The sequence below is a fragment of the Streptomyces torulosus genome (assembly GCF_001419765.1).
Classification (GTDB): domain Bacteria; phylum Actinomycetota; class Actinomycetes; order Streptomycetales; family Streptomycetaceae; genus Streptomyces; species Streptomyces torulosus.
The window spans coordinates 1-5,048 of the sequence record NZ_LIRK01000914.1; the positions used below are offsets into that span (position 1 = coordinate 1).

Consider the following 5,048-nt stretch of genomic DNA (forward strand, 5'->3'; position numbering starts at 1 on the left):
GAGCTGCGGGCCGCGCTCGCCGTGACCACGCCGACCCGCGGTCACGGCGTACGGGACACCATGCGGCCCACCGCCCGCGAACCGCGCCCACCGGGCGGCCACGGTCCCGTTCACGCTCCGTCCCGTCCCCCGAGGCGCCCGGCGGCCGCGGAACCGGTCGTGATCAGCGGCATGGCCGGTGTCGGCAAGAGCGCCCTGGCCCTCCACCTCGCCCACGAGTTGGCCGACCGCTTCCCGGACGGCCAGCTGTACGTCAACCTGCGCGGTGCGACCCCGGGCATGACGCCCCTCACGTCGGCCCAGGCCCTCGCCGCACTCCTCCGTGACCTCGGCACCGACCCGCGCCGAATCCCGGAACACCCGGACGCGGCCGCCGCGTTGCTCCGCTCGACGCTCGCGCCGACCCGCACGCTGATGGTGCTGGACGACGCCGCGCACGCCGCGCAGGTACGCCCGCTGCTGCCCGCCGGTGCCGGGTGCGCGGTGATCGTGACGAGCCGTTCGCCGCTCACCGCGCTGGACGGCGCCCATCGCTTCCCGCTCGCCCCGCTGTCGGACGACGAGAGCGCCGCGCTGCTGCGCGCCGCGTCCGGACGCGCGGCCGGGCTCGACGCCGCGCACCCCCTCGTCGCCCTCACCGGGCGGCTCCCGCTCGCCCTCCGCGTCGTCGCGGCCCGCCTCGCCGCTCGCCGCGCACTCACCCCGGACGCGCTCGCCGGTCAACTGGCCGCCACTGAGAGCCGGTTGCACCACCTCGAATACGACGACCTGAGCGTCCGCCGCTCCCTCGCCGTCGCCCACGAGGCCCTGCGCGCCTCCGACCGTGAGGCCGACGGCGACGCCGCGCACGTCCTCCACCTCATCGGCGCCCTCGACCTGCCCGCCTACGGCGCCCCCCTCCTCGCCCGCCTGGCCGGCATCGACGAACGCCGCGCCGAGGCCGCCCTCGACCGCCTCGTCGACGTCGCCCTACTGGAGGAGACGACATACGGCCGCTACGTCCCCCACGACCTCGTCCGCCACTTCGCCCGCGAACTCGCCGACGCGGCCCGGACCGACACGGTCCAGCCCGGTGCGGCCGACGGGACGACAGCCCCTGCCGACCCGAGGACCGGCCCCACCGCCGGGGGCGAGACCACCGAAGCCCTCCGCTGGTATGCCGCCCGTGCCCGGGAGAGCCTGCTGGTGCTGCTCCCGCCCGGCCACGAACGCGATGAACGGCTCCGTACGACCCCGACGGAACCGGCGGCGACCGCCACGGAACCCTTCGCCTCCGCCGAGGAGGCCTTCGCCTGGGGCGACCGCGAACTCCCCAACATCGTCGCCCTCGTGGAGCGCTGCTCCCGCGAGCCCGGCAGCGACGGCGGGACGGCGGCGTACGCGCCCGCCCTCGTCCGCCACCTCTTCCCATACCTCCACCGGGGCGGCCGGCTCGCCGAGCTGGATGTGCTCGGGGGGTACGCCCTGCACGTGGCGCGGTCGCTGGGGGACGACGAGGCGGAGGCGTTCGCGCTGACCGACCGGGCCGGGCTGCACTTCATGTCCGGCCGAGCCTCGGACGCGCTCGACCTCAACGACCAGGGCCTGACGCTGTGGCGGAAGCTCGGCGTCGTGTCGTGCGTACGGCGGTGCCTCAACAACCGGGGGCTCGTGCTGGAGAGCCTCGGCCGGTACGAGGAGAGCGAGGAGGCGCTCCGGGAGAGCCTGGAGCTGTCCCGGCAGCTCGGCGACCCGTACGGCGAGGCCGTCACCTTCAGCCATCTCGGCAACCTGGTCAAGCACACCGACGCGCGGGCCGCCATCGCCCACCACGAGCGGAGTCTCGCCCTCGGTGAGATCGCCGACAGCGTCGTCGTACGGCACACCGCGCACTGCAACATCGGCTACGCCCATCTCAGGCTCGGCGAACCGGCCGCCGCCGTCCGCAGCTTCGAGCAGAGCCTGCGGGTCCTCGGCGACGACGAGGACTGGCAGGGCGAGTCCAAGACGCGGCTCGGTCTGGTCCGGGCCCTGCGCGAACTGGGACAGGCCGACCGGGCCGACCGCGAGTGCGCCCTCCTCCTCGACTTCGCCGTGTGCCGCGCCGACCAGTACGCCGTCGGCCTCGCCCGCCACCAGCGGGGCCTGCTCCTGCGGGCCAGGGGGCGCACCGAGGAGGCGCGCGACGAATGGCGGCGCGCCCTGGCCGTGCTCGACGGCACGGAGTCGACGGTGATGGGCGAACTGCGCCGCCTGCTGGGGGAGGAGTGAGGGGATGCGAGCAGCGGGAGTAGTGAGGGGAAGCGCCTTCGGCCGGTTGCTCCTTCCGCCCCGCGGCTACTTCGCGTCGGCATAGCACTCCACCACCGCCGTGGTGAACGGGAACCGCACCGGCGTCTCCCCGAACGTCAGCCGCCCCGACAGCTCCGACGCCTCCCGGATGGCGGTCACCACCGCGTCCGCCTCCTCGGCCGGGCAGTGCACGATCACCTCGTCGTGCTGGAAGAAGACCAGCTCTGCGGCCATCCCGGCGAGGGTGCGGCGCAGCGCGGCGAGGAGCAGCAGGGTCCAGTCGGCGGCGCTGCCCTGGACGACGAAGTTACGGGTGAAACGGCCGCGGGCGCGGGAGTTGGTGGAGGCGTACCCGGGCACCCACTCGGTCGTCTGCTCCTGGTCGCCGCCGTCGGGCGCGGCCTCGGCCTGGGGGATGCCCGCCTCCTCGCCCGCCGCGTCGGAGGCCCCGGCCGCCGGCGGGCACGTACGCCCCAGCCAGGTCCGCACCAGCCGGCCCTCCTCGCCCGCGCGGGCCGCGTCGTCGACGTACTGCACTGCCCTGGGGAAACGGCGGCGCAGCGCGGCGAGGTTCTTGAGGCCGTCCCCGGACGTCTGCCCGTACACGGCGCCGAGGACGGCCAGCTTGGCCTGGTCGCGGTCGCCGGAGAAGGCCCGGTCGGAGACGGCCTGGTAGAGGTCGGTGCCGCGTCCGGCGACCTCCATGAGTCCCGGATCGCGGGAGATCGCGGCGAGGACCCGGGGCTCCATCTGGTCGGCGTCGGCGACGACGAGGCGCCAGCCGGGGTCGGCGACACAGGCGCGGCGGATCACCTTCGGGATCTGCAGCGCGCCCCCGCCGTTGGTGACCCACCGGCCGGTGACGGTGCCGTGGGCGAGGAACTCGGGCCGGAAGCGGCCGTCCCGGACCCAGTCCTGGAGCCAGGACCAGCCGTGCGCGACCCAGATGCGGTACAGCCGCTTGTACTCCAGGAGCGGCTTCACGGCGGGGTGGTCGAGGGACTCGATCTCCCAGCGCCGGGTGGAGCGGATCCGGATGCCCGCCTGCCCGAACGCCTTGACGACGTCGGCCGGCAGATCGGGCCGCACGCGGCGGCCGAACGCCTGCGACACCTCGTCGGCCAGCTCGGCCAGCCGGCGCGGCTCGCCGCCGCCCGCGTACCGCTCGCCGAGCATCTCGTGCAGGACCTGGCGGTGGACGTCCGCCCGCCAGGGCATTCCGGCGTGGTTCAGTTCGGAGGCGACGAGCATCCCGGCCGACTCGGCGGCGGTCAGCAGCCGCATCCGGTCCGGGTGGGCGGTGGTGTCGTGCCGTCGCTGCTGGTCCGCGTAGACCTCGATGAGATCGGTGAGGGGGACGTGGACGGGGCGCGGCTCGAAGAGGGACGGCTGGGCGCCGGGTTCCGCGGAGCGGAGCGGCGGGTCCGGGGGGACCGGGGTGCGGCGCAGGCGGGCGAGCGCGGCGGCCGCGGAGCGGGGTTCGCCGAGACGGCCCTCGTGCCCGAGGAGCAGGGTCTCGGCGTCCTCGATGTCGTAGCACCGCTCGACGCGGACGCCGTCGGCGAGCAGCCGGGGGTAGATCTCGGCGGTGGCCCGCCATACCCACCGCCCGACGTCCGGCTCCCGCCGCCGCACGGCCTCCGCGAGGTCCGGCTCCCGAGTCACGGGTCCGGCGCGCAGCCCGTCCGGGCCGAGGGGGGCGAGCTCGACGCCGCCGTCCTCGGTCGGAGCGAGAGCCCACCGGTCGGTCATGGGGTGAGTGTCGCAGGGGGGTCTGACAATGGGCGCCCAGCAGCTCGGGGGTGCGCTGCTTGTTCGGCGGGTGGGGGTGCGTCGTGGTTTCTCGCGCAGTTCCCCGCGCCCCTGAAAAGCGCCCGGGGCTGCGCCCCCGTGCGGCCGAGAACAACCCCCACTCACCCGCACCCGAAAAGCGGCCCTGCTCCCTACCCCTCCGTCACCGCCCGCAGCGCCCGCGCCACGTCCTCCTCCGTCGCCGTCTTCGTGATGCCCAGACCGCTCAGGACGCCCTCCCCGTTCTCGAACTCCAGGAGCGCGAGGAGGAGGTGCTCGGTACCGACGTAGTTGTGACCCAGCCGCAGCGCCTCACGGAACGTGAGTTCGAGGACCTTCTTGGCGTCGGAGCCGTACGGGATCAGCTCGGGCACCTCGTCCACGGCCGGCGGCAGCGCGGCCGTCGCCGCCTCCCGCACCGCCTCCGGCGACACCCCCTGCGCGACGATCGCCTTGGCCGCGAGCCCCTCCGGCTCGGCGAGGAGGCCGAGGACGAGGTGGGCGGGCAGGCCCTCGGGGTTCCCGGCGGCCTTGGCCTCGCCGTGCGCGACCATGACCGCGTTGCGGGCCCGCGGGGTGTAGCGGGCGAAGCCCTGTTCGGGGTCGAGGTCGGCCTCGGCCTTCGGCACGAACCGCTTCTGCGCCGCCTGCCGGGTCACCCCCATGCTCTTGCCGATCTCTGTCCAGGACGCGCCGGAGCGTCGCGCCTGGTCCACGAAGTGGCCGATCAGGTGGTCGGCCACGTCTCCGAGGTGGTCCGCGGCGATCACCGCGTCCTGGAGCTGGTCGAGCGGTTCCGGATGGATTTTCTTGATGGCCTCGATGAGGTCGTCGAGACGCACGGATGCCGTGACTCGCGGGTTCGTCGTCATGTGTCAACCGTAAGTTGACGGGGGAAGGGTGTCAACCCGAAGTTGACACCCACGCGGTCGGCTCCTCGACCGCCCTCCCCACCCGTCTGCCTACGGCTCTCCCCTCCCTAGAAG

The 5,048-nt window shown here is 74.5% G+C and carries 3 protein-coding genes; 1 reads left to right on the forward strand and 2 read right to left on the reverse strand.

What is annotated here, in order from left to right; all coding sequences use genetic code 11:
- Positions 1-2,250 (forward strand): tetratricopeptide repeat protein (locus AOK23_RS42435; RefSeq protein WP_107103008.1); only part of this gene is annotated, 2,250 nt, incomplete at its 5' end.
- Positions 2,251-2,316: 66 nt separating this feature from the next.
- Here AOK23_RS42435 and AOK23_RS42440 read toward each other — a convergent pair.
- The gene (locus tag AOK23_RS42440) at positions 2,317-4,023 is read right to left on the reverse strand and encodes a bifunctional 3'-5' exonuclease/DNA polymerase (protein WP_055717717.1); all 1,707 of its coding nucleotides are present in this window, start codon (positions 4,021-4,023) and stop codon (positions 2,317-2,319) included.
- A 191-nt stretch (positions 4,024-4,214) separates the two neighbouring features.
- On the reverse strand, positions 4,215-4,934 hold the full coding sequence (locus tag AOK23_RS42445; protein ID WP_055717718.1) for a Clp protease N-terminal domain-containing protein: 720 nt from the start codon (positions 4,932-4,934) through the stop codon (positions 4,215-4,217).
- Between the last annotated feature and the right edge of the window lie 114 nt (positions 4,935-5,048).

What these genes read in the sequence shown, in the direction of transcription:
- AOK23_RS42440 (WP_055717717.1), bottom strand. Translation starts at nt 4,023, where the DNA reads ATGACCGACCGGTGGGCTCTCGCTCCGACCGAGGACGGCGGCGTCGAG.
- AOK23_RS42445 (WP_055717718.1), bottom strand. Translation starts at nt 4,934, where the DNA reads ATGACGACGAACCCGCGAGTCACGGCATCCGTGCGTCTCGACGACCTC.